Annotated in this window: 23 protein-coding genes; 12 read left to right on the top strand and 11 right to left on the bottom strand. The window is 39.5% G+C overall.

What is annotated here, in order from left to right; translation table 11 throughout:
• Positions 1-46 precede the first annotated feature (46 nt).
• Positions 47-1,813 (top strand): hypothetical protein, encoded by a 1,767-nt coding sequence (locus tag PR809_RS07500; RefSeq protein ID WP_272524499.1) that lies wholly within the window; start codon positions 47-49, stop codon positions 1,811-1,813.
• Positions 1,814-1,862: 49 nt separating this feature from the next.
• On the opposite strand, the gene PR809_RS07495 is transcribed toward PR809_RS07500, so the two are convergent.
• The 3 genes from PR809_RS07495 to ppiA all read right to left on the bottom strand — a co-directional run bounded on the left by PR809_RS07495 (position 1,863) and on the right by ppiA (position 4,803).
• Entirely contained in the window at positions 1,863-3,077 is a 1,215-nt protein-coding gene (locus PR809_RS07495; RefSeq protein WP_206276288.1) for an aspartate aminotransferase family protein, read from the bottom strand.
• A 129-nt stretch (positions 3,078-3,206) separates the two neighbouring features.
• Positions 3,207-3,782: an aminodeoxychorismate synthase component II gene (locus tag PR809_RS07490; RefSeq protein ID WP_102138889.1), complete on the bottom strand. Its 576-nt coding sequence runs from the start codon at positions 3,780-3,782 to the stop codon at positions 3,207-3,209.
• A 448-nt stretch (positions 3,783-4,230) separates the two neighbouring features.
• Positions 4,231-4,803: a peptidylprolyl isomerase A gene (ppiA, locus tag PR809_RS07485; RefSeq protein WP_102138888.1), complete on the bottom strand. Its 573-nt coding sequence runs from the start codon at positions 4,801-4,803 to the stop codon at positions 4,231-4,233.
• Between the two features lie 322 nt (positions 4,804-5,125).
• Between ppiA and yihA the strand changes: the two genes are divergently transcribed.
• The gene (gene yihA / locus PR809_RS07480) at positions 5,126-5,737 is read left to right on the top strand and encodes a ribosome biogenesis GTP-binding protein YihA/YsxC (RefSeq protein ID WP_102138887.1); all 612 of its coding nucleotides are present in this window, start codon (positions 5,126-5,128) and stop codon (positions 5,735-5,737) included.
• Between the two features lie 114 nt (positions 5,738-5,851).
• On the opposite strand, the gene PR809_RS20120 is transcribed toward yihA, so the two are convergent.
• From PR809_RS20120 to PR809_RS07460, 5 genes are all read right to left on the bottom strand, one after another.
• A complete protein-coding gene (locus tag PR809_RS20120) occupies positions 5,852-5,899 on the bottom strand; it encodes a hypothetical protein (RefSeq protein ID WP_438361642.1) in 48 nt (15 codons plus the stop codon).
• 337 nt (positions 5,900-6,236) lie between these two features.
• Positions 6,237-9,029 (bottom strand): DNA polymerase I, encoded by a 2,793-nt coding sequence (polA, locus tag PR809_RS07475; RefSeq protein ID WP_206276287.1) that lies wholly within the window; start codon positions 9,027-9,029, stop codon positions 6,237-6,239.
• Between the two features lie 397 nt (positions 9,030-9,426).
• Entirely contained in the window at positions 9,427-10,047 is a 621-nt protein-coding gene (gene dsbA / locus PR809_RS07470) for a thiol:disulfide interchange protein DsbA (protein WP_102138885.1), read from the bottom strand.
• A 33-nt stretch (positions 10,048-10,080) separates the two neighbouring features.
• Entirely contained in the window at positions 10,081-11,076 is a 996-nt protein-coding gene (locus tag PR809_RS07465) for a serine/threonine protein kinase (protein WP_102138884.1), read from the bottom strand.
• Between the two features lie 6 nt (positions 11,077-11,082).
• On the bottom strand, positions 11,083-11,352 hold the full coding sequence (locus tag PR809_RS07460) for a YihD family protein (protein WP_004262581.1): 270 nt from the start codon (positions 11,350-11,352) through the stop codon (positions 11,083-11,085).
• 216 nt (positions 11,353-11,568) lie between these two features.
• Here PR809_RS07460 and mobA point away from each other — a divergent pair, with 216 nt between their 5' ends.
• The 8 genes from mobA (at position 11,569) to PR809_RS07420 (ending at position 20,209) form a co-directional block, all read left to right on the top strand.
• Positions 11,569-12,162, top strand: a complete 594-nt coding sequence (mobA, locus tag PR809_RS07455; RefSeq protein ID WP_206276286.1) for a molybdenum cofactor guanylyltransferase MobA — start codon at positions 11,569-11,571, stop codon at positions 12,160-12,162.
• Complete coding sequence (gene mobB / locus PR809_RS07450; protein WP_206276285.1) at positions 12,159-12,695, top strand: molybdopterin-guanine dinucleotide biosynthesis protein MobB; 537 nt, start codon at positions 12,159-12,161, stop codon at positions 12,693-12,695. The genes mobA and mobB overlap by 4 nt, the downstream gene beginning before the upstream one ends.
• A 224-nt stretch (positions 12,696-12,919) precedes the next feature.
• Positions 12,920-13,762, top strand: coding sequence for a BglG family transcription antiterminator LicT (licT, locus tag PR809_RS07445; protein ID WP_102138881.1), 843 nt, complete (start codon positions 12,920-12,922; stop codon positions 13,760-13,762).
• A 190-nt stretch (positions 13,763-13,952) separates the two neighbouring features.
• On the top strand, positions 13,953-15,857 hold the full coding sequence (bglF, locus tag PR809_RS07440) for a PTS beta-glucoside transporter subunit IIABC (protein WP_166265919.1): 1,905 nt from the start codon (positions 13,953-13,955) through the stop codon (positions 15,855-15,857).
• Between the two features lie 10 nt (positions 15,858-15,867).
• Positions 15,868-17,259, top strand: coding sequence for a 6-phospho-beta-glucosidase (gene ascB / locus PR809_RS07435; protein WP_206276284.1), 1,392 nt, complete (start codon positions 15,868-15,870; stop codon positions 17,257-17,259).
• A gap of 142 nt (positions 17,260-17,401) precedes the next feature.
• A complete protein-coding gene (locus tag PR809_RS07430; RefSeq protein WP_206276283.1) occupies positions 17,402-18,706 on the top strand; it encodes a carbohydrate porin in 1,305 nt (434 codons plus the stop codon).
• A gap of 155 nt (positions 18,707-18,861) precedes the next feature.
• Positions 18,862-19,560: a helix-turn-helix transcriptional regulator gene (locus PR809_RS07425; protein WP_206276282.1), complete on the top strand. Its 699-nt coding sequence runs from the start codon at positions 18,862-18,864 to the stop codon at positions 19,558-19,560.
• A 49-nt stretch (positions 19,561-19,609) separates the two neighbouring features.
• On the top strand, positions 19,610-20,209 hold the full coding sequence (locus PR809_RS07420) for a glutathione S-transferase family protein (protein ID WP_206276281.1): 600 nt from the start codon (positions 19,610-19,612) through the stop codon (positions 20,207-20,209).
• A 55-nt stretch (positions 20,210-20,264) separates the two neighbouring features.
• On the opposite strand, the gene gorA is transcribed toward PR809_RS07420, so the two are convergent.
• Positions 20,265-21,617 (bottom strand): glutathione-disulfide reductase, encoded by a 1,353-nt coding sequence (gene gorA / locus PR809_RS07415; protein ID WP_102138925.1) that lies wholly within the window; start codon positions 21,615-21,617, stop codon positions 20,265-20,267.
• 138 nt (positions 21,618-21,755) lie between these two features.
• Positions 21,756-22,598 carry a 23S rRNA (adenine(2030)-N(6))-methyltransferase RlmJ gene (locus tag PR809_RS07410; RefSeq protein WP_102138875.1) on the bottom strand — a complete coding sequence of 281 codons (843 nt, stop codon included), beginning with the start codon at positions 22,596-22,598 and terminating at the stop codon, positions 21,756-21,758.
• Between the two features lie 233 nt (positions 22,599-22,831).
• Here PR809_RS07410 and PR809_RS07405 point away from each other — a divergent pair, with 233 nt between their 5' ends.
• Together PR809_RS07405 and yhjD are read left to right on the top strand one after the other, a co-directional pair.
• Positions 22,832-23,236 (top strand): DUF1090 domain-containing protein, encoded by a 405-nt coding sequence (locus tag PR809_RS07405; protein ID WP_166266209.1) that lies wholly within the window; start codon positions 22,832-22,834, stop codon positions 23,234-23,236.
• Positions 23,237-23,440: 204 nt separating this feature from the next.
• Positions 23,441-24,433 carry an inner membrane protein YhjD gene (gene yhjD, locus PR809_RS07400; protein ID WP_195698072.1) on the top strand — a complete coding sequence of 331 codons (993 nt, stop codon included), beginning with the start codon at positions 23,441-23,443 and terminating at the stop codon, positions 24,431-24,433.
• Positions 24,434-24,473: 40 nt separating this feature from the next.
• On the opposite strand, the gene PR809_RS07395 is transcribed toward yhjD, so the two are convergent.
• The gene (locus PR809_RS07395) at positions 24,474-25,541 is read right to left on the bottom strand and encodes an NAD(P)H-dependent flavin oxidoreductase (RefSeq protein ID WP_206276280.1); all 1,068 of its coding nucleotides are present in this window, start codon (positions 25,539-25,541) and stop codon (positions 24,474-24,476) included.
• Between the last annotated feature and the right edge of the window lie 187 nt (positions 25,542-25,728).

The raw sequence follows: 25,728 nt of genomic DNA, 5'->3' as shown, positions 1-25,728 counted from the left end.
ATACTTATATAAAATAATTAATAATTAATCATCCGAGATTTTATATATGCGCACTATTACTAGCACAAAAAACCAAGTTATTTCGCCACAATTAGAAAATAACAAAAAAGATTTTATTAAGAATAAAACCTTTTTTGAAAACTTACAATATGCAAATCAAGCATCTGTAAATTCCCCCACATTAGTGAAACAACCTACAGAACAGATAAAAAAGACACCACGTGAAAACTTTGTATCTTCATTAAATATAGGAAGTTTGCTACCTAATACCCAGCCAACTCATAAGACATTTTATCCTAAGCATAAAACTATTTTTGAAACTCAAAAAAATAAAAATATTGACATCCGCTCTATCGATTTCAAGACTAGCCTTGATTTTTTTAAAAATATGCCTAGTTCTCAAGATCAGAGCTTAGTTTCTCGCTATCCCCTCATATTTAAAAATTCGAGAAAAATAGAAAAAAATTTTACCCCAGTAGAAGACCATTCAATTACCCATAAAACTCAGGAAGACTTACCAATGCAAACAAGTAAAAAAAACAGCGTTGAAACCTCAACGTTTGTAGATTTTCATTTAAACCGTTCCGCAGGTATGCTATCTAATTTTAAATATAAAATAAAATCCATTCATGAGAAAAGCACTCGTTATTTAGAAAATAAATTAAAAAAAAACAATAATGAAGAACTATGCGTTAAGTTTGAAAATGGGAAGGCTAAAATTACTGATGAGGCTACTATAGCCAGAAAAAACTTAATGAAACAACATGAAAAAACTAATCATGCCAAGGCTACGAGTGATATCATTTATACAATACAGCAAGAAAAATCAGATTTATATAATAACTATAAAATCCTACTCGATGAAATGATCCGAGTTGAATCGAAAATTAATAAACTGATAAGCGGAGAGTCAAAACCTGAAGAGGAAATCCACCCCCTGTATCAAAATCATAAGCAGTTCGAAAAATTAAATATCATCGATATTATAGATTTCCCAATATCACCAAATGGTAAAGTTCGTGATATTAATGTTATCTTCAATAAAATGAGAGCAACCATCGAAATGCTGGAAGATGAATACAATAATTTTAAACAAGTAATTGAAAAAGAAGAAAAAAATAAAGATGATAAAATCAAAAATACAGATAAAATATCTTCTTTTGAACTCACCCACTCATCAAGTAATGTAAGTTTAAGCTCATCTGGCTATCATTCTGATGATATAAGTAATTATAAAGAAAAACAAAAAAGCCTAATACCTAAACGAATCAAAATGTACGATTTTTCACAGGTTAAAAAAATAGAGCACCCAATTAAATCAAAAAAAAGCCATATTCCTCAGTTAATTAAAGCTAATAGACCATCAACGACGAATAAAACAGAAATACCTACTGCAATAATGGACAACTATTTACGAAAAACAAGCTTAAAAAAAACGCTTTATCAAATTCCAGAACCAGGAAAAATTAGAAAGGCCGACAAAATTACCTATGGACACAGTGATTCTACCAATCGACTCCACAAAGGAGAGAAAGCAATCGTTAATTTACCTGAACACCTAAAAGCAAATAATGCTAGCTCCTTAATAATTAAACAAACGCAATCATCTAGACTAAGACAACGTCTGCCTATTAATAAAACTTCCCAAATTCATAAAGCAACCTCAATAACCCCAATAAAATTGAGTAAAATAGAAAAAGAAATAGAAAAAACGTCTAATGAATTAAAGCAACTTAGTAGCAAGATGCAGAAAGAAATACAGTTTCAAAAAAATACTATTTCAAAATTAAATTCAATAAAAAAAATTAAATAACATTAAAAAATAGATTGCAGAAAATATTTTCTGCAATCTTATCTCATGGTTAACTCAGCAATTTCCCGATCGCCGCATCTAATTTCGCCATCCCACTATTAATTTCTTCCTCAGAAATAATCAGTGAGGGCGTAAAACGCAATACGTTAGTGCCTGCATTTAACATCATTAAGCCTTCTACCGCACTGGCTTGCAAAATATCTTTAGAACGGTTTAATAGTTTTCCGTCTAACTCCGCGCCGATTAATAACCCCATTCCTCTGATCTCAGAAAAGATGTGGTATTTATCGTTAAGTTTATTTAAATGAGCAACAAATAATTCACGACGCTTTTCGACACCACTTAACACTTCTTCAGTATTAATAATATCAAATGCCGCATTCCCCACCGCACAAGCTAATGGATTGCCACCATAAGTCGTACCGTGCGACCCCACTTCCATGGTTTTTGCCACTTCTTCAGTGGTGATCATTGCACTGATAGGAAAACCGCCACCCAATGCTTTTGCCGTGGTTAAAATATCAGGCACAACGTTGAAATGCATATAAGAAAATAGTTTGCCTGTACGCCCCATACCGCTTTGTACTTCATCAAAAATCAACAATGCGTTATTGTCGTCACACAGCTTACGAACTCCTTGCAGAAATTCTGATGTTGCTGCGGTTACACCACCTTCCCCTTGTACGGGCTCTAACACCACTGCACAGGTATTTTCATCAATCACCGCTTTGACTGCATCAAGGTCATTAAAAGGCACATGAATAATATCCGCGGGTTTTGGCCCAAAGCCATCTGCATATTTCGCTTGCCCACCAACCGAAACGGTAAATAATGTGCGCCCATGAAAAGCTTGTTTAAAAGCAATAATCTTCGTTTTATATGGGTTATATTTAGTAATGGCGTAGCGACGCGCTAATTTAAACGCGGCTTCGTTAGCTTCTGAGCCGGAATTCACAAAAAATGCACGGTCAGCAAATGTCGCATTCGTGAGCTTTTGTGCTAACTTCAGCGCCTGCTCGTTAGTGAAAATATTACTGACATGCCATAGCTTTTCGCTTTGTTCACGCACAGCCGACACCAAACTAGGGTGGCAATGCCCCAAAGCAAGAACAGCGATCCCACCGGCAAAATCAATATATTCTTTACCTTGCTGATCCCAAACGCGGCTCCCTTCGCCTTTAACTGGAATAAATTCCGCCGGCGAAAAAATAGGCAACATAACTTGATCAAAAGTCTGCCGATTTACTACTGGTTGCTCTGACATACCCCTCACCTGCTCTTATTTAATGCGAAAATGAAAACATAAGCATTAAATATGAATAAAAAATCAAAAAAGAGCAATAGCAAAGGGCATAATATGCATAATTAATTTATTCTGAACGATATTTCTAAATTAATATTTCAGAAAATTATTGAGTAATTCATGACCTTGTTCACTCAGAATGCTTTCAGGATGGAACTGAACGCCCTCTATAGGCAAGGTTTTGTGCCGTATTCCCATGATTTCATCAACATCACCATTATTCAGTGACCACGCTGATACATCAAAAGAAACAGGAAGCGTCTCTGCCGCAATCACCAGAGAATGGTAGCGTGTCACTGTCAAGGGGCGGTTCAAGCCCTTGAATACACCTTGATGGTTATGGTGGATAGCAGAGGTTTTACCGTGCATAACTTCTCGTGCTTTAACGACTGATGCACCAAAAGCTTGCCCAATCGCTTGATGCCCTAAGCAAATGCCTAAAATAGGTAGTTTACCTGCAAAGTATTTGATCGCCTCAAGGGAGATGCCAGCCTCATCCGGTGTACATGGCCCAGGTGAAATCACAAGATGTGTAGGCGAAAGCTGTTCAATTTCTTCGATGGTAATTTCATCATTACGTTTTACAACAACTTCAGTCCCTAACTCACAAAAGTATTGGTATAAGTTGTAAGTAAATGAATCGTAATTATCAATAAGTAGAAGCATATTAGCCTATCCGACTGATTTTTATCATTATGTATTAATTCTTATGCATATTTTTATCGTGTTGGCAATCAGAACGATGATTAAAACACCATAAAAATAATAAGGGCGGCTATCATAGCACAGCCAAAGCAGGAAAATAGCCTATTTAAGTCAATGATTGTTTTTTATCGGAGATAAGTTTCCATATAAAAATCATGGAATTATATTTACATCCCTATAACAAACCCGTATTTTGATTAAGATTTACTTTAAATACAACGAAATAAAAGGTTATTAAAAATGAGTAGAAGCTGACACATTTTAGTTAAGGCAGTCAATGAAGGGAAACTCAAAGGGGGGGTGAAAACGTTGTTTTTTATAAAAGTGGGCACGTTAAAGCAACCTACCCACTGTATTCGACACGATAGTTTTTAATCACTACCGTTTTTGATCGCTACCATTTTGATCACTATGGCTTTTTAATCACTTCAGCAGAAATGATTGTAATAGGGTCAACCGGGACATTCTGATATGGCCCCACGTTTTCCGTTTTTACTTTAGAGATTTTATCTGCAACATCCATCCCTTTCACCACTTTACCAAATACAGCGTAACCAAAATCACGTTGGCCGTGATCTAAGAAAGCATTATCTGCAACATTGATGAAAAATTGGCTCGTCGCACTGTCTTTATTCGCTGTACGCGCCATTGAGATAGTACCGCGCAAGTTACGTAAGCCGTTATCCGCTTCGTTTTTAATCGGTGCACGGGTTTGTTTTTGTTGTAAATCTTTATCAAACGCACCGCCTTGGATCATAAATCCAGGAATAACACGGTGGAAAGTGGTTCCGTTGTAATAACCTTCATTAACATACTGAACGAAGTTTTCTGTCGTAACAGGGGCTTTTTTGCTATTCAGTTCTAATTCGATATCACCCGCTGACGTGACTAATTTGATATAAGTCTCACCCGCAGATAATGCAAGAGAAGATGCGCTCATTGCGCAGACGGCCAAAAGTGGCACAAAAATTCGTTTTAACATGTAAGATCCCTTTCGTTATAGCTCATTACAACTGCAATCTAGCAATTCTAGAGTGAAGCCAACAAGAATGCTGAAGATTTACCTATATTTACGCCAAAAAATAGAAACACACTAAATACGCTAAATTCTAGACCAATTTCAGTAAAAGACGTCATGAATAATGGCTATTTCTCTATTATTGCCATTTCATCGCACACAACACATAAAAATAAGACCGTCCTCAAAAGGAAAAGTGGCTGAGAGGATATTTCGAGTTGTCGTGAAGCGCTAAGCAAAGCTATAATCCCCGAGCCTTTTGAGGCTAACTCAGGGAGAACGACAAATGGCAATTAAAAATCATAACTACCAGATGGCAAAATTTGTCATCAGTGCACCCGATATCCGTCATCTACCTAAAGATACCGGAATTGAGGTGGCTTTTGCTGGCCGCTCTAATGCGGGGAAATCCAGTGCATTGAATGCATTAACACAGCAAAAAAGCTTAGCACGTACCAGTAAAACACCAGGAAGAACTCAGCTAATCAACCTATTTGAAGTTGAGGAAGGCGTTCGCCTTGTTGACCTTCCGGGATATGGTTATGCCGAAGTTCCTGAAGAAATGAAACGTAAATGGCAACAAGCACTCGGGGAATATCTCCAAAAGAGAGAATGTATTAAGGGGCTTGTTGTATTAATGGATATTCGCCATCCATTAAAAGACCTCGATATGCAAATGATTGAATGGTCTGTTGCAATGAATGTACCCGTTTTAGTTTTGCTCACTAAAGCAGACAAACTTGCCTCTGGTGCAAGAAAGAAACAGTTAACGGAAGTTCGCCAAGCACTTGCTCCACTTGAAGGGGATATTGAAGTGGAATACTTTTCAGCGCTGAAAAAGATTGGTGTTGATAAACTCCGCATTAAGCTAGATAGCTGGTATAACACACCTGCTTGATTTCTCTTATTGTGAGCCAGAAATGGCTCATTACAGCCTTATATCTTCTAATTCTCTGAATTTTAGATAAAAAAATGCTCCAGTCAAAAAAACTTTGACTGGAGCAGCTAATATTCAGCTAAATCCGATTACGTGAAGTAAAAGGTCTGAAAGATAGAACATCTTACCTCTGTACCCTACGCCTATTAATGTACTTTATTTTTCGCTCGAAAAAAAGCCTTTTTGTAATTTTTTTTCAAAGCTTTCTACGATTCAGCACTGAAATATGAATAGGATGAGCCAAAAAACGGATTTTAATTACATATTTATGAGATGTATGTCGCATAAAAATGTTAATCATTTTCTTGACTGTCATCACAAAAATAATTGATTTATTGCAGAGTTAGATTAAATTTCTAGTAAATAATTTCAAATGCATAATTATCTGTTATGCCTTTGCTGAACATAAAAAAACCTCCAATGACGTCTTGGAGGTTTGTATATTCAATATGGTTAAAAATTAATGAGCTTCATCCCAGTTATCACCAATTCCCACATCCACTTTTAATGGTACATCGAGTTTCATACTTTGTTCCATTAATGACTGAACTTGAGCTTGGACACGCTCTAATTCTGACTCTTTGACCTCAAAGACTAATTCATCGTGAACTTGCATTAGCATGTCTGCATGTGGTTTTTCCGTTTGCAACCAATTATCAACGGCAATCATGGCTTTTTTAATGATGTCCGCTGCGGTTCCTTGCATTGGTGCGTTGATTGCTTCGCGTTCTGCTGCCTTACGACGCATCCCATTACTTGACTTAATATCCGCTAAATATAAGCGACGGCCTTCAAGTGTTTCAACATAGCCTTGTTCGGAAGCCTGTAAGCGTGTGTTTTCCATATAACGCAATACACCTGGGTAGCGTTCAAAGTAGAGATCCATATAGCGCTGAGCTTCACCACGAGGGATCCCCAATTGGCGTGCTAAACCAAATGCGCTCATGCCATAGATAAGCCCAAAGTTAATCGCCTTGGCACTTCGACGTTGATCGCTAGTAACTTGTTCCAGTGGCACACCAAAGACTTCAGCGGCCGTCGCCTTATGGATATCTTTCCCTTCAGCAAACGCGGTTAATAGGCCCTTATCTTGGGATAAATGCGCCATAATACGTAATTCAATTTGTGAATAGTCCGCTGCCATCACTTTGTAGCCTTCACGCGCAATAAAGGCTTGGCGGATACGACGCCCTTCTTCAGTTCTCACTGGAATGTTTTGTAGGTTAGGATCCCGAGAAGACAAACGCCCTGTTGCTGTGACAGCTTGGTGATAAGAAGTATGAACACGCTGAGTCCGCGGGCTAATCATTAGAGGGAGTTTATCCGTATACGTGGATTTTAATTTGGCTAAACTACGGTGCTCGAGTAACAATTTTGGCAATGCATGGTTCAGCGCTAATTCTTCAAGCACTTCCTCATTCGTCGATGCAGCCCCACTTGGCGTTTTCTTTATCACTGGCAGTTGTAATTTTTCGAATAAAATCGTTTGCAATTGCTTTGGTGAAGCGAGGTTAAACTCTTCCCCTGCAAGTTCAAAAGCCTCTTTTTCCAATTCAGCTAAACGGGCAGTAATCACTTTCGACTGCGCTGCAAGTACGTTTGCATCAATTAAAACACCTTTACGCTCCATACGCACTAACACAGGCACAAGTGGCATTTCAATATTTTGGAAAATATGATTAAGCTTTGGTTCAGCCTCTAGTTGTGGATATAACGCTTGATGCAGTAATAACGTGACATCTGCATCTTCCGCCGCATAATTAGCGGCTTGCTCTAAAGCAATTTGGTTAAATGTCAGCTGTTTTTTGCCCTTACCCGCGATTTCTTCAAAGCTCACGGTTTTATGGTTCAGATGGCGGTCGGCCAAGCTGTCCATATCATGGCGTCCCATCCCCGCAACACTGTTTAACACATATGACTCCAGCATTGTGTCATAACCAATGCCTTTTAATTCAATGCCATAATTTTCAAGAACTTCTGCGTCATATTTCAAATTTTGGCCAATTTTGAGGATTTTTTCACTCTCAAGTAAAGGCTTCATAACTTCCAAAACTTCTTCCAGAGGAAGTTGTACTGGCGCATCCAAATAGTCGTGACCTAATGGCAAATAAGCGGCATGCCCCGGCTCAATTGCAAATGACATCCCCACTAAACGGGCTTCCTGAGTATCTAAGCTGTCCGTCTCAGTATCAAAAGCAAATAATGGTGCTTTGCTCAACTTTTCAACCCACTGCTCTAAATCGGCTTTTTCCAAAATCGTTTGGTAATTTTCAGCACTCAATGTTGGGACTGCTGAGCTTGATGACTTCACCGGTGACGCTGCTGGTGTTGGGCTTGCTTTTGTACTTGCTCCTTTCCCCTCCATCCAAGTCCCATTCTCAACATCAGTTAACCAACGTTTAAATTCATAACGGCTGAATAATTGATGCAGTTTATCCACATCAGGCTGAGCAACTTGCAGCTCTTCACAAGCTTTATCAAGTTCCACATCGGTTTTGATCGTCGCGAGTTGATAGGATAAAAAAGCCAATTCACGGTTTTCCGCCATTTTAGGGGCTAACGTTTTAGAACCTCTAAAGCCTAATGGGGCAATCGCGTCAAGATCACGATAAATTGCTTCTAAGCTACCAATGCCTTGGAGCAAGGCGAGTGCTGTTTTTTCACCAACACCAGGCACGCCTGGAATGTTGTCTGATGAATCTCCCATTAATGCTAAAAAGTCGATGATAAGTTCAGGGGGAACTCCGTATTTTTCTTTAACTTCATCAGGCCCTAGAATAGTGTTATTCATGGTATTGATTAGCGTAATATTAGGCTCAACTAATTGCGCCATATCTTTATCGCCCGTACTGATTAACACAGGCATACCTTTTCGGCTTGCTTCACAGGCTAATGTCCCGATAACGTCATCAGCCTCTACGCCTGAAACTACAAGTAAAGGCAACCCCATCGCTTCAACCATCTCATGTAATGGGGCGATTTGAGCGCGTAAATCATCAGGCATGGGTGGGCGATGAGACTTATAGCTTTCAAACAATTCATCACGAAATGTTTTTCCCTTCGCATCAAAGACAACCGCTACATGGCTAGGTTTATACTGCATAACTAAACTGCGTAGCATATTAAGCACGCCATACATTGCCCCAGTAGGCTCACCAGCACTATTGGTCAGTGGAGGGAATGCATGATAAGCACGGTATAGGTAAGAAGAACCATCAACCAAAATAAGGGGGTTTTCTGCAATCTGAGCCATAATCTGTCATCATCTTTTTAGTCAGGAACGAATACTAATAGGATGCCATAATGTGGCCTCAGATACATCCCAAGTTTTATATTCTGCTTAGTTAGATAATTAAAAACACACCAAATCATCCACTATTATAAGTACCCCATTGATTACAGTTAATTAAAATTAATCACGCCGATTAACTAAGTATCTGACTAACATCCTGTGGATAAGCTTGTGTGTAAATTTGTGTTACTCAGTAAATTCAATAAGTAATATGACTATTGACAATATAAACAGAAAAGTAAAATCAAAGGGTTAGCGCAAAATTGAATGGGTTTAATACAGGTGAGAGAAAGTCTTTGAATTGTGGATATTAATAGAAAAAAGAGACGATGGCGAGTATACCACCGTCTATTTACGATTATTTTTTATTTACTAAGAAGTTCACAACATTAGAGAACTCTTTACCGTAGTCAGCTGCGTTATCAACTGAGATACCGTTATTGCGAATTTGGTATTTACCATCAACAAATAGTGCAGGAACACCACGCAGTTTTAAGTCTTGCGCTGCATTTTGCTGTTTCGCAACGATAGATTTCACAACGAAGCTATTTAACGCTGCATCATACTCTTCACCAGAAATACCTGCTTTGATAAAGGCATTACGGATATCGGCTTTACTGTTAATAGTTTGCGTTTTTTGGATACCTTCAAACAGGATAGGTGTGACTTTGTCTTCTGCTTTCAGGACAATCGCAACCGCCCAAGCTTGAGTTAAATCAGCGCCTAAAGGACCAAGAAAGTCAACGTGATAGCGTTCCATTTTCACGCCTTCTGGCAAGTTTTTCTCTACTGTTTGAGGCACTTTATACACACTCTCAAATTGATAACAGTGTGGGCAATAAAATGAGAAGAACTCCAGAACTTGAGGTAAATTTGGTACAGCTTTAACATCAGTATACTCTTTACCTTCCGTGTAGTTTGCCGCTGCAGCACTAAAAGACATGGCAATACCAAGCAAAGCCAACATAATTTTTTTCATAGACTACATTCTCCAAAAACAAAAACTTAAAAGTTAAAACTGAGGGGTTAACTGCAAAGGGGCGTCTTGCAACCGTTCAATTTGTTGATTAAATTCGAGCGATTGTTTTTGCCAAAAATCATCAGCTTGTAGCCATGAAAATGCTCGAGGGAACGCAGGGTCTTGCCAACGGCGGATAACCCACCCGAGGTAATGTACCATGCGCATTGCTCTAAGAGGTTCAATAAGCTTCAGCTGTTTTACATCAAAATCACAAAACTCATTATACGTTTCTAATAACGTATCCAATTGAATGACTTGATCTTGACGAGAACCATTAAGCAGCATCCAGAGGTCTTGGATTGCAGGCCCGTTTCGGGCATCATCAAAATCCACCATCCAAGCTTCATCACGCCATAGAATATTGCCTGGATGGCAATCACCTTGTAGGCGAATAGATGAATGTGAATCAGGCCATTGTAATTTTACTTGTGCAATCAATGCATCTAAAGACGCCATAAATTGGGCTTTATACCGTTCTGCAATCAAAGGGCTTGATGCCATCACTTGGCGGGGTTGTGCCAAATATTCATCGAGACCTATTGTCGGACGAAATGCAAAGTTTTTACGCTGACCAATTTGGTGTATACGCCCTAGTAAGTGGCCTACACTTTCTAATTGAAACAAATTGTCGGTTTCATATTGCCGGCCACCAATACTCGGAAAAATTGCAAATATAAACCCACCAAATTCCAATACCGTTTGCCCTGCAAACTCAAGAGGTGCGGCTACAGATAACCCTTCGTCTCGCAGTTCTAAAGTAAAATCGTGCTCTTCTTGAATTTGTGAGCGGTTCCAACGTTCAGGACGGTAAAATTTAACCACATAACGTTGCCGATTTTCGTCTTGGAACTGATAAACACGATTTTCGTAGCTATTTAATTCAAGTAGCCCTGATTCGGGGTAAACCCCAACTTCCATTAAGGCATCTAAAATTAAGTCAGGGGAAATTCCACTAAAATGGAAATTCGAATGTTCTATTTCATCCATCGCGCTTTAGTCTTTAATGATGCCACGGGCACGCAAAATAGCGGTTTTAAAGTCATCTTCATAATCTTTTTTTAAACCCGGGATCGCTTCATTGCTGTCCGAGCCACGCATTTTTAAATGATAAATCAGCACATCGTCTGTTAACTCAGATAAACTACCTTTAAAGCCAGCTTCATCAGCTAATTTTTGCAATAATTCTACCAAGTTTAAATCTGAATTATCTTTCCAGACAGGATGCAGAAGCTCAATAACTTCATTTAAGCGATGGCATTTCATGTTTATTCCTTTATCACGAATATTTGATACAAGTTACCAATAATCATACAAGAGAAAAAGCGAACTGTTGTCAATCTACGTAAAGTTTAACGGCAATACGCACGAATATTCATTGATTTTATAGCAAAATAGAATAAATTTTAGTAATTACTATACTCGAAAGTGTTTTATAGGAATGTTGAAACATTTTCTTGAAGATATTCAGGGATATTGAACATGTCATTTCGTCAGTCAATAACCGGTGTGATACTCGCTGGTGGCCGAGGCACTCGAATGGGGGGGCAAGATAAAGGGTTGGTACTTTTATCGGGAAAACCGCTCTATCAACATATTTTAGCACGCTTACAACCCCAAGTTGGCGAAGTACTCATCAATGCAAACCGTAATCAGGCACGTTACAGCGAAAGCCTATTGACCGTCATTTCTGACTTAAATAACCATTTTTCTGGCCCATTAGCAGGAATGCAATCTGCTTTGCACCACGCGACAACTGACTGGTTACTGTTTGTGCCTTGCGATGTTCCCACTTTTCCTCTCAATTTAGTGGAGAAAATGTTTAATGAGAAAGAAAAACATTTAGCCTGCTACGCTTGTGATGCAGAACGAGAACACCCTACATTTGCTTTATTACACCGTTCACTAAAAACTCAACTCGATGATTACCTTGCAAGAGGTGACCGTAAATTAATGCTATTTATGCATGAAGTTAATGCAAAAGGCGTTATTTTCTCACCTGAGTCTGGTTCATTTGCGAATCTTAATACACTGGAAGATAGCCGTAACTGGGAGCTACAACAAAAAGAATCATGAAGCAAAATACTCTACCCCTACTTGGAATTACCGCTTACAGCGGCACAGGAAAAACAACCCTATTAAAAAAAGTTATTCCTCTGCTCAAGCAGCGTAACGTACGCGTTGGTTTAATTAAACACACTCACCATGACATGGAAGTGGATAAACCAGGCAAAGACAGCTTTGAATTACGCAAAGCTGGCGCTGACCAAACGCTTGTTGCCAGTGAAAAACGCTGGGCACTGATGACTGAAACCCCCGACGCGAATGACATGGATCTACGCTATTTAGCCAGCCGTTTCGATCCCGCTTCATTAGATCTGATCCTCGTTGAAGGATTCAAACATGAGACGATCGACAAAATTGCCTTATTCCGTTCTGAGGTGGGTAAACCGTTAAACAGCTTAATAGATGACTATGTGGTTGCTGTTGCCAGTAATGAAATCATTGATACTCACGTGCCGCAGTTAGATATCAATAGCCCAGAACAAATTGCTGATTACATTGTGTCTTGGTGGCAAAAAAGTGTCTTGGCAGCAAAAAACAATTAAATAAGCACGATACCGTCATTAGCCATGCAAAAAAGAGATTGGCTGAATTGAGCGTGTGAGTTCACATTTTCATACTTTGCTGTTTGAATAACCCAAAAAGTTTAATTACAGTATTTAAAAATTAAGTTATTGGATTGTTACTGCACTTATCACGCAGGCAAAACCTGATTAGTCAATGAATTGTCATTGTGCTATCAGGTTTTTTTCGTTTCAGGGGAAACAAAATGCAGATCGCAAAAATTTTAAACAACAATGTGGTCGTTGCCCTAAATGAACAACAGCAAGAAATTGTCATCATGGGGCGTGGACTCGCCTTTCAAATGAAGGTTAATGACTTTATCGATCCTAAAAAAATAGAAAAAATCTTTGAGTTACGTAGCCATGAATTAACAAACCGATTAAGTGAATTGTTGAGCCAAATACCGATTTCTGTCATGAAAGTCTGTGACAAGATAATTGAAAATGCGAAAAGTAAACTTGGCAGCCTACATGAAAGCTTATATATCGTTTTAACTGATCACTGTAATTATGCAATTGAAAGGCAACAAAAAGGCCTCGCTATCACTAATACCATGTTATGGGAAATTCAGCGACTTTATCCCAAAGAGTACCAGTTGGGATTAGCGTCACTGGCCTTAATTAAGCAAGATTTAGAGATTGAATTACCCATCGATGAAGCTGGGTTTATCGCGTTACATTTCGTTAATGCACAATTGACGGGTGAAATGCCAATTGTCATGGAAACGATGGAAATCATGAATGAAATCATGAATATCGTAAAATATCACCTACAAATTGAATATCACGAGGACACGCTAAGTTACCAGCGGTTTGTGACTCATTTGAAATTTTTCACCCATCGAATGATGAGCAATGAACCTGTTCCTAATGACGATATTGCAATGCATCTTGTCATCAAAGAAAATTATTCAATTTCTTGGAAATGTGCCGAAAAAGTCAGTACTTTTTTAGCCAAGAAATATCAACGCGACTTAACAGATGAAGAACGAATGTATCTCACCATTCATATAGAGCGTATTAGGAAAGAAAAGTCGTCACATAAATGACAGGAAGTAAGCCTAAAACTATTTATTAATACAAACTAATAAAAACCAGATGGATTGTTACTGCCTTCCGGCAGGCAAAACCTGATTTATACCACTAATCTTATTCGTATTGGTGGTAAGTCAGGTTTTTTTTTGCTTATTTATCAATAGTAATGTGGCTTTCATTATTGAGGTAATAAAGGAATTAATTATGAAATACCAAGCCTTAGCGGAACAAATTATCGAAAACGTTGGAGGAAAAGACAACGTTGTTGATTTAATACATTGTGCAACACGCCTACGCTTTAAACTAAAAGAAAGCCAAAAATCCAATGCAGAGCAATTAAAGCAAAGCCCTGAGATTATTACCGTGGTCGAAAGTGGTGGTCAGTTTCAAGTTGTAATAGGCAATCACGTTAACGAAGTTTTCCAAGCCGTTAACCAATTACTCGATACAACGCCAAATTCAATCAATCAGCGCCCAAAAACAGATGAAAACGCAGTAAAAAAAGATAAAGAAAACCTATTTAGTTACTTTATCGATATCGTTTCTAGCATCTTTACCCCTATTTTAGGCATTATGGCCGCTTCGGGTATTTTAAAAGGGTTGCTATCATTATCAGAAGCATTAGGTTGGTTATCCTCAAGCAGTGGTACTTATCAAATCTGGTTTGCGGCAAGTGACGCTTTATTCTATTTTTTCCCACTCGTGCTCGGCTATACCGCAGGAAAAAAATTTGGTGGAAGCCCATTTGTTACGATGACGATTGGTGGGGCACTCATTCACCCAATGATGATGAGTGCTTTTCAACAAAGCCTCATTGCTGGCACTCCACCTGAATATTTTTTAGGTATCCCAGTCACTTTTATTAATTATGCGGCTTCTGTTATTCCGATCATTTTCGCTGCTTGGTTAAGCTGCCTGCTTGAGAAGCGACTAAACCAAGTTTTACCTTCAACAATGAAGAATTTCATTACGCCTTTCCTGTGCTTACTCATTATTGTCCCGCTTACTTTCCTTGTTGTTGGGCCTTTAGCAACATGGGTAAGCATGTTAATTGCGGAAAGCTTCCAAGCTATTTATAACTTTGCCCCTGTTATCGCTGGTGCCTTCATGGGTGCAGTTTGGCAAATATGCGTTATTTTCGGCTTACATTGGGGAATTGTCCCAATTGGTATTAATAACTTAAGCGCCCTAGGCCACGATGCGCTGTTCCCTCTACTACTTCCCGCTGTAGCAGGGCAAATTGGCGCCACTTTAGGTGTTTTGTTAGCCACAAAAAATGCAAAAATGAAAATCATGGCGGGCTCTTCAGTCACGGCTGGCTTATTTGGTATCACGGAACCTGCCGTTTATGGTGTTACCCTTCCTCTTCGCCGACCTTTTATTTTTGGCTGTATTGGCGGTGGTGTTGGCGGTGCAATTGTCGGCTATAGCCAAACACTGACATTCTCATTTGGCTTGGTTAATATTTTCACTTTTGCACAGATCATCCCTGAACACGGTATTGATAATACCGTTTGGGGAGCCATTATTGGTACAGCACTCTCTTTCTTATTTGCTGCTACCGCAACCCGTTTTTTTGGTATTAAAAAAGAAGCAATATCTCCTGAAACACCCATTAAAGCGGATATTGCCTCTACACCTCATGAAGCACCTAATGAAGTTCTTGCCCCCCTGAGCGGTGCAGCTATCCCATTAAAAGATACCCCAGATGAAACTTTTGCAAGTGGTTTACTTGGGCAAGGTGCCGCCATTATTCCAAGTACAGGGGAAGTCTATGCGCCATTCGATGGTGAAGTGAGCTCATTATTTAAAACTGGCCATGCATTAGGGCTGTTAAGTCAAAGCGGCATTGAACTGCTCATTCATGTGGGGATCGATACCGTAAAACTAGATGGGCTTCATTTTTCACCTCAAATTAAACAAGGTGATGTATTCAAAGCAGGTGATTTATTGCTGACATTTGACCGAGAAAAAATTCTCGAGGCAGGATATGACTTAACAACCCCTGTCATTGTTAGCAACAGTGATGATTATGCGTCAATCGAGTTTGTTGAACTCAATAAATCAATTCAACGCGGTCAAAAATTTATCACCGTCAACCACAAATAAGGAGCTAGGCATGGTTAAATTTCCAAATTCATTTTTATGGGGTGGCGCAATTGCAGCCAATCAAGCTGAAGGTGCTTATTTAACTGCGGGTAAAGGACTCAGCACATCTGATGTTCTGCCTCATGGCATATTTGGCTCATTAATTGAAAGAACGCCAAATGAGAGTTTTATTAAAGATATTGCCATCGATTTTTATCATCAATATAAAACCGACATCGCACTTTTCGCTGAAATGGGTTTTACCTGCTTACGCACCTCTATTGCATGGAGCCGTATATTTCCACTTGGTGACGAATTAACAGCTAATGAAGAAGGCCTCGCTTTTTATGATAGTTTATTTGATGAAATGGCGAAATATAACATTCAACCTGTTATTACTTTATCCCACTATGAAATGCCCTACCACCTAGTGACACAATATGGCGGTTGGGGAAACCGTAAAACAATTGAATTTTTCGAACGTTATGCGCGTACAGTCTTTGAGCGCTATAAAGATAAAGTCAAACTGTGGCTGACATTCAATGAAATCAATATGTCTTTACATGCACCAATGACTGGCGTAGGCCTGCCTGAAAATAGTTCTCCTTCAGCGGTTTACCAAGCAATTCACCACCAGCTCGTTGCCAGTGCAAGAGTCACGAAAGCCTGCCATGACATTATTCCTGATGCCAAAATCGGTAATATGTTATTAGGGGGGCTTGTTTATCCATTAACCTGTAAACCTGATGATGTGTGGGAAACCCTGACGGAAAATCGTAAATGGCTGTTTTTTGGTGATGTACAGTGTAGAGGGCAATACCCAGGCTATATGCTGCGTTATTTTAAAGACCAGCAAATTAATATTACGATAACAGAAGAAGATAAGCGTGATTTACAGCATACCGTGGATTTTATCTCATTCAGTTATTATATGACGGGCTGTGTGACTGCAGATAAAGATGAACATGAGAAAAAACGCGGAAATATTCTCAGCATGGTTCCAAATCCTCATTTAGAAAGTTCAGAGTGGGGATGGCAAATAGATCCCAAAGGGATTAGAACACTTTTAAATTTATTATGGGATAGATACCAAAAACCATTATTTATTGTTGAAAATGGATTAGGCGCTATTGATGAAATAACGCCTGAGGGAGAAATTATTGATGATTATCGTATTCAATATATAAACAACCATTTAGTTCAGATACACGAAGCCATCCAAGATGGTGTAGACATTATGGGCTATACCAGCTGGGGGCCAATCGATATTGTTAGCGCATCCAAAGCTGAAATGTCAAAACGCTATGGTTTTATTTATGTTGACCGTGACAACCAAGGCAATGGCTCTCTCGAAAGAAAACGTAAAAAAAGCTTTTATTGGTATCAAAGTATTATTAAGAGCCAAGGAGAGTTATTACGCTAATAAAATAAACACCTCAATATAATAAAAACCATCTCGGGATAATTTATTTATCTCGAGAGCCCTTAGATTAAAAAAACAACTGCATAAACCCATTATTTACTATTGGGTTAAGGCAAACTATTGCTAATAGGTTATTTCCGACATGAATAAAAAATTATTATTCTCTTTGTTATTTTTAACGTTACCAGCTATCGCGAATGAGCAACAATGGAATGGAACTGTTTTAGGCTTTGAACCCGCCCCTAAAGGAATATTTGGCGATATGTTAGGAATACGTCCTATATTATCCGACCACGGTTTTTCATTTCACAGCAATTATTTGAGCCAAATCGCCTATAATGCAGGGGGTGGCTACAATAATGATAAACATACTGCTTATATCGACCAATTTGCTTTTACATTCACACAAGACCTTGAACGTTGGACAGGTATTCCTGATGCCCGTATTGAAGGAAATATTGTCAATCGAAACCATGAAGACAACCTGACCGTTAAACGCCTGCAAGACCCTCGGGTACCGAATAACGACCTTGCACAAGAAAGCTATGGGGGCGGTTCCATAACACGATTAGGATGGCTTACTTTCGCTCGTAGCTTTGATGACCGACGATTAACCTGGCGTATTGGTATGATGAACAAAGTACAAGAGTTCGACCAAATTATTCCTTGTGATTTCCAATTACTCAGCCAATGTGGTGGAAAATCAGCTAACGCCCTGACATGGAGTAACTGGAATATTCATACTTGGGGAACAACTGTTAGCTATAAAATCACCCCCGGAATCACCATCAAAACAGGGGTTATGGAGCAAAATCCTCAAGCGACAGATAGAAGCCATGCATGGAGTTGGTCAACCAAAGGCAGTAAAGGCATTTTATTACCTTTAGAAATTGAAAACCGTACTTTCGTCAATGGGTTGCCTGGTGCTTATAACCTGGGATTATTATATACCAATGCCAAACAGCATGATCTGTATAAAGATAAAAGCTACAACAACACATGGTTTGCCTATGGCGGAATGAACCAACAATTAACTCGCCACCAAGACGATGAAAATCGAGGTTTAAGTCTATCTGTTAGTGGTAGTTACCATGATGAGCGCAGTAATTTCATGAATTATGTTGTCTCAAGCTCCCTTCGCTACCGCGGGGCTTTTGATGCCAGACCTGAAGATTGGATTGGCCTCGGAGTTTCCTATATTGAGCTCAGTGACCACTTTGCAAAAAACCAAAAAATACAAAATGAGCAGCTAGGGATCACCGATTATAATGACCCGTTATATCATCCTATTACTTCAAACGCATTAAATGCAGAACTCTATTATCGCTTTAAGCCTGTTCATTGGTTAGAACTCCAACCAAGTATGCAATATTGGCATCAACCGGGCGGTGTCAAAAGAACATCAGATGCATGGGTCTTGGGGCTGAAAACTGTTTTAACGTTTTAAATGATATTACCGTTTATTTTATCTCTATCGATAAAGGGAGCTCCCCACTCCCTTTATCACCAATAAATTAGCATTCCGCTTATTATTTTTTTACTATAGATAGACAAATTATCTTTGCTGTTTTTCTCACTCTATAATATTAAGCAGACAACTTCATGACCCGCACGCAGCGCCTACTCACATTATTGCAGATACTCAAAGAGAATCGCTATCCTATTACGGCAGAAGCACTTTCATCACAACTGCAGGTCAGCGTGCGTTCGATCTATCGGGATATAGAGTCATTACGTGACCAAGGTGCGGAAATTATTGGTGAAGCCGGTATTGGCTACCAATTAAAAACAGGTCTGTTGTTACCACCTTTAACTTTTGATGAAAATGAGCTCGAAGCCTTAATATTAGGCTTGCGTTGGGTAAAAAGTAACACAGATACAGAACTTAAAAACTCGGCAATACGAGCGATAAGTAAGATTAATGCGGTGGTGGCAGGTCATTCACAAAAAATCTTAAATCAAAATACCTTATTTGCCCCAACCACTCATTTCTATGAAATTAATGACACAATAGCTAAAGATTTGCGTTTAAGCTTGCGCGAAGAATGCAAAGCTCAAATGACTTACCTAGATGGCCAAAACCAACCTAGCGAACGTATTATTTGGCCAATTGCGATTGGTTATATGAAAGATTCACAAGTGTTGGCCGCTTGGTGTGAATTACGTGAAAGTTACCGCCATTTTCGTTTAGACCGCATTCAGTCTTATCATGCTCTTTCAGATAAACTACCTTATCCCAAAAATTACCTACTAGAGCGCTGGCAAAAAGAAGTACTGTGCGTCTCTCCTGACAATTTCTGACACTCTGCTCCCTTATAGTAAGCACTCAACTTCATATAAGGAAATCACCATGAGCGAACTGGTTCTGTTTACTAATTCAATGTCACGTGGCAATACTGTCGACCTACTTTTAAAAATTTTAGACGTTCCATACAAACGTATTGAATTAGGTTATGGCGCAGATATGCACACAGCTGAATATCTTGCAATTAATCCCATGGCAAAAGTCCCTGCGCTTGTTGATGGTGATGCCGTCGTCACTGAAACCGCTGCAATTTGTTTGTATTTAGCAGATAAGTTTATTGAAAAAGGTTTAGCACCAGCTTTGAATGACCCTAAACGTGCAGATTACTACCGTTGGTTCTTATTTACTGCTGGCCCAATTGAATCTGCCTTTACCATCAATAATTTAGGCATTCAATTAGACGAAGAACAACAAAAGTCTTCTGGTTTTGGTTCTATCGAACGCACAATGGCTTGCTTAGAAGTGGGTTTAAACAGCGCGAAACCGTTTATTTGTGGTGAACAATTTACTGCTGTCGATGTGTATGTTGGCGCATTTGTGATGTTTTTAGTAAAATATACCCCCGTAGAAACAACGCCTGCGATGCAAAAATACCTTGATAGCCTAGCGACCATCCCCGCGATCACAGAACTGTTGGCGAAATAATGCAAAAAAAAGCTAAGTTCAAATGAACTTAGCTTTTAATTTAAATAACAAAGGCTTAGCGCATGGTCACAAATTCTTCTGCCGCTGTTGGGTGAATAGCAACAGTATTATCAAAGTCTTTTTTGGTTGCGCCCATTTTTAATGCAACCGCGAAGCCTTGTAACATTTCATCCATACCAAAACCAATACCATGGATACCGACGATTTTTTCATCGTCACCAACACAAACTAGCTTCATGCGGCAAGGCTGACGATGCGAAGTAACCGCGGTGTACATGGCTGTAAAAGATGACTTATAGCATTTAACTTTATCAGCACCATATTTTTCAATCGCTTCTGGTTCAGTTAAACCAACAGTGCCAATTGGTGGGTGTGAGAACACCACCGTTGGAATATTACTGTAATCTAAGTGCTCATCCGGTTTATTATTAAATAAACGCTCAGATAAACGACGACCAGCCGCAACCGCAACTGGGGTTAATTCAACCGCTCCAGTGTTATCACCCACCGCGTAGACACCCGGTACATTGGTGTTCTGGTATTTATCAACCTTGATATAGCCTTTTTCATTCAGTGCGACACCTGTGGCTTCAATATTCAGGTTATCAGTCATTGGTTCACGGCCAATTGCCCAAATTAATGCATCTACTGTTTGTTCTTGGCCATTTTCCAATTTTAATGTCAGTGAACCATCTGAATTTTTCACGACTTCTTTTGGAATTGATTCTGTGTGCAGTTTTGGACCTTCCGTATTCATGACTTCCACTAATGTTTCAACAATAAGTGGGTCAAATGAACGTAACGGGGCATGTTTACGCACGAATAAATGCGCCTCTGCACCTAAACCATTTAATACACCAGCGAGTTCAACGGCAATATAACCGGCTCCCACAACCGCAACACGTTTTGGCAAGGCTTCAAGTTCAAAGAAACCGTCAGAAGTCATCCCGTATTCCGCCCCTGGGATAGCAGGGATCACCGGGCGACCACCTGTCGCAATCAAAATATGGTCGGCCGTATAGGTTTCACCATTCACTTCAACAGTATGCGCATCAATAAAACGCGCAAACCCATTGATAACATCAACTTTATTATTACCTAAGACACGGTCATAAGATTGGTGAATGCGGTCAATGTAAGCAGTACGGCTATCAATCAATGTTTTCCAGTCAAAACGATTAATTGTCGCATCAAAACCATAATCAGGGCCATAATTGCGAATAGCTTCAGAAATTTGTGCCGCATGCCACATCACCTTTTTCGGTACGCAACCCACGTTAACACAAGTCCCACCTAATGCTTTCGCCTCAATTAAGGCACATTTTTGCCCATACATTGCTGCACGGTTCATCGACGCAATACCACCGCTTCCGCCACCAATTGCGATATAGTCGTAATGTTTGCTCATAATTTGGTTATTCCCATTGATTGAATGATTTATGAATGCATTTTCTCGCATCATGCTATTGATTGTCATGGCATAAATAGCGCTTTACGATAGATAACACCTGTTAATTTAATTGGCGTTATCTATCAAAAATATAGGTTACTCTGGCACAATCCAGTCAACTAACGTATGTCCAGTGCCTTCTGGGACGAGTGTTTTATGTAACCACGGCAGCACATTCTTCATTTGCTGCTCAAGTTTCCAAGGTGGGTTGATCACTATCATACCAGACGCTGTCATTCCACGTTGGTCGCTATCAGGGCGTACCGCCAATTCAATTTGCAGTATTCTACGAATACCCGTTGCTTCTAATTGATTGACCATACGCTTAATTTGTTGACGTAATACAACAGGATACCAAATTGCATAAGTTCCTGTTGCGAAGCGTTTATAGCCTTCTACCACCCCTTTCACGACCGCTTCATAATCCGTCTTCATTTCATAAGGAGGATCCATCAGTGCAAAGCCACGTCGGCTCTGTGGGGGTAATTTCGATTTCAGTTGTTGATATCCATCTTCCTTGAAAACTTGTGCGCGGTTATCCCGTGAAAATTCGGTGCGCAATAATGGATAATCGCTCGAATGTAATTCAGTTAATACCAGTTTATCGTGTTCACGTAATAGATATTTTGCTAATAATGGTGAACCTGGGTAATAGCGTAAACGCCCATTATCATTCAATTGGCGCACAATATTCATGTACGGCAATAATTCCTCAGGCAAATCAGGTTGCTCCCAAATACGCGCAATCCCTTCAAGATATTCACCTGTTTTTTCTGCATGCTCCCCCGTTAATTGATAACGGCCAGCACCTGAGTGCGTATCTATATACAGAAACGGTTTTTCTTTCTCTTTCAGAGATTCAATGATCAAGCTCTGTACTGTGTGTTTTAACACATCAGCATGGTTGCCTGCGTGAAAGCTGTGACGATAACTTAACATGTAACGTTTATTTCCTGAGGAAATTCAATATTAGCCACTAGGATGACTATTATTAAATAGATTCTTTAAAGATAGCCTTTTTGAACAAAAAATAGACCGGATTTATTCTTCCGCCCCATTATAGCTAAATTTGGCTACAAATGTCATAACCATAGTCACGCTAAAATTCACATGACTGAAAAGAAACAAAACGCTATCCTAAACACAAATACCAAAACAAACAGAGGTAAATGATGAATAAACTACTCCTTACAACTAGTATTTGTATTGCTTTTTTTACTAGTGCATCAGTAATGGCAGCAAAAACACAAAATGGCTGCGAAATAAAAAAACAACGCATTGAAGAGCAAATTAATTACGCTAAACAACATGGAAATCAACATCGAGTTAGAGGATTAGAAGAAGCACTAGATAATGTGAATCGTTATTGCACACCAGAATCTTTATACCGTGATAGCCAAAAAGCGGTGGATGAAAAGACAGAAAAAGTGCAAGAGCGAGAGGCTGAGCTACAGGAAGAAAAATTAAAAGGTGATGACAGCGACAAAATTAAAAAACGTGAAAGAAAACTCGCAGAAGCTCAAGCTGAATTAAAAGAAGCCCAAGCTGAACTGCAAGTTTATAAAGATGCGCTTTAATTTCTAACGTCCCTTTTTCTCTGATTAATTAACCAGTTGCTTTGACTTTAAACAAACGTTCCAATGACTATTCATCTCTTAAAATAGTCATTGGGATGAAGTTACTGGCCAATTTAAGCTATAGTATTATGCATATCATTCATTTATAGGCATTAAATAGGTCGAAAAGTCAGACAATTTTTAGTTGCGGGAAAAGGGGATTAAATGTCGAATACGCAGGAAGAAGAACAAAAAGATACCAATAAACTGAAAGCGACACTGAATAGAAGCATTGATGGCAGTAAAAAAGCAGTGACCTTCTCAATGCGAGTTGTGGACTTTATTTGTGCAATTCCTTTTATTGCTCATATCATTCGTACCGTGCAACGCTTTAACGACCGAATGGGGAACCAGTTTGGGGCTGCAATTACCTATTTCTCCTTTCTCTCTTTAATTCCTGTTTTAATGTTTTCATTCGCCGCTGCCGGTTTTGTATTAGCCAGTAATCCTGAATTACTTGAAAAATTAGTTCGTGGAATTTCTGCAAATATTACTGACCCTACGCTCGCAAATACATTAGAAAGAACAATAGATACAGCAATACGTCAACGTACGACAGTGGGGCTGACAGGGTTAGCTTTAGCGGTATACTCAGGGGTTAATTGGGTTAATAACTTACGTTTGGCTATTTTGGCGCAATCACGCCCTGTGTGGGAGCGCAATGAAGATGAACATGAAAATATTATCTTCCGCTATATTCGCGACTTCTTTGCTTTAATTGGCCTACTTATTGCCTTAATTGTGACAATTACGCTTACCTCTGTTGCTGGCTCTGCACAAGCGACGATTGTCAGTACACTTGGGTTAGATGGTATAGAATGGCTTAAACCTGCTTGGACACTGATTGGCTTAACAATATCAATTACAGCTAATTTCCTGTTATTTTTATGGATTTTTTGGATCCTACCGCGCATGCAACATCGCCGTAGGTCACTCTTTAAAGGAACATTGCTGGCTGCCATTGGGTTTGAAATCATTAAATCCATCATGACCTGGATTTTGCCTAACCTTGCTTCATCGCCTTCTGGAGCCGCATTTGGTTCAGTGCTTGGGCTAATGGCATTCTTCTACTTCTTTGCGCGTTTAACCTTATTTTGTGCAGCTTGGATAGCGACTGATGAACCAAAAGGTTCATTGGATAACGAAATGATTAAATAACAACTTGTTGGGGCGGTAAGACAAACCGCCCTACCACCGTTTAAAGCGAGCGTTTCATTTCTTCGGCCAACGTTCTAACCAATAAAGACGCTGACATCTCGCGAGCTTTCGCCACATTCTGCCCCGCCCAATACGCCGCAAACTCATCGCTACCTGACTTTATTGCCGCTGCATTGAGCTGCTTACCAATATCATAAACCAATGGATAATCAGGTAATTGACTTGTCTCATAGCCGTTACCTGCTCGAATAAATTGATTAATAATCCCTCTCGCTGGGCGCCCTGAAATTGCAGACGTTAGTTGAGTGTGATCCGCTGTTTGCTGCTTGACCTTAGCCCGATAGCCTGTATTCGCGGCAGATTCAGGGCAAAGCAAAAATGCAGTGCCCAATTGAGCGGCAGCAGCACCGCAGTCTAAAGCCATATTAATACCTTGCCCATCCATCATGCCACCAGCTGCAATCACTGGTAAATCAATATGTTGAGATATTAACGTCACTAATTCATAAGTGGTCAGTTCTTCATCTAAAGCCTGCAAATCAAACATGCCTCGATGCCCTCCCGCTTCAATACCTTGTGCGACAACAGCATCAATTCCAGCCAATTCAACTTGTTGCGCTTCTTGTAAGTTCGTTGCCGTCGCCATGGTATAAATACCATGTTGTTTCAATTGCTGGACTACCTTGATGGATGGAATATTAAAATGAAAACTCACTACTGCAGGTTTTGTTTCAAGTAACATAGATAACATTTCTGAGTTATCTAAAAAAGTGTCATAAATTTCATTGAGATAGGAAGGTGGAGTCTCATTAAATTGAGCAAAATAAGGCGCCAAATACTGGCTCCATGCCAGTTCATTATCAGGATGACGTTTCGCAGGTAAATGGCAGAATAAATTGACATTGAATGCTTTACTTGTCAGTGCTTGCGTTTGAGTGATCAATTGGCGAGCTTGTTCCACTGAATTTGCACCTAGGCCTAGTGAGCCAAGCCCGCCCGCCTCTGAAACCGCAGCGGCTAGCGCAGGGGTGGAAACTCCTGCCATCGGAGCTTGTATAATGGGATAACGCAAGCCTAACCGTTGTAGAAATGTATTCGAGTTGTTCATGCTATTTCCTTTACATCAATATCTGGGTACATTTTATGTTCTTATATTGAGAACAAACATAGCACCAAATTTATATAAAAAGAAAAAACACTTACCATAGTATGGCTGCCATATTACTACTTTCAGCGCATTTAAAGCGTACATTGGTTCGTATGAATATGATTAAGATGGCATGTATCCTCATCTT

Source organism: Providencia sp. PROV201, assembly GCF_028479545.1.
In the GTDB taxonomy this organism is placed as follows: Bacteria; Pseudomonadota; Gammaproteobacteria; order Enterobacterales; family Enterobacteriaceae; genus Providencia; species Providencia huaxiensis.
Note: the sequence above shows the minus strand (reverse complement) of the source record. Positions and strands in the feature narration are given on the sequence as shown.